Raw genomic sequence first — 558 nt, 5'->3', positions numbered from 1 at the left:
AGCTGGTTGAGTTTCAACGCGGCGACAGGGTTACTCAGTGGCACGCCGAGCAATGCGGATGTGGGCAGTCACCCGGTCACCTTACGAGTGACGGACACGGATAGCTTAACGGCTGAGCAAAGCTTTAGTATCACGGTGACGAACGTCAACGATGCGCCAACGATTAGTTCGACGGCGGTGACGGCAGCGACCCAAGATGCGGCATACAGTTACAGCTTGACTGCAACTGACTCCGATACCGGTGACAGTTTAACCTTGAGCGCAGTGACCAAACCGAGCTGGTTGAGTTTCAACGCGGCGACAGGGTTACTCAGTGGCACGCCGAGCAATGCGGATGTGGGCAGTCACGCTGTCACCTTACGAGTGACGGACACGGATGGCTTAACGGCTGAGCAGTCCTTTAGCATTACAGTGACAAACGTCAACGATGCGCCGACGATTAGTTCGACGGCGGTGACGGCAGCGACCCAAGATGCGGCATACAGTTACACCTTGACTGCAACTGACTCCGATACCGGTGACAGTTTAACCTTGAGCGCAGTGACCAAACCGAGCTGG

Annotated in this window: 1 protein-coding gene; it reads left to right on the top strand. The window is 55.9% G+C overall.

The window, feature by feature from the left end:
- Window positions 1-558: putative Ig domain-containing protein (locus L5M29_RS23705; protein WP_263170362.1), on the top strand; the 558-nt coding region annotated here is incomplete at both ends.

Source organism: Shewanella sp. SM95 (assembly GCF_025653595.1).
GTDB classification, from domain to species: Bacteria; Pseudomonadota; Gammaproteobacteria; order Enterobacterales; family Shewanellaceae; genus Shewanella; species Shewanella oncorhynchi.
The sequence above is the reverse complement of the archived record's forward strand: the minus strand, read 5'-3'. Positions and strand labels throughout refer to the sequence as shown.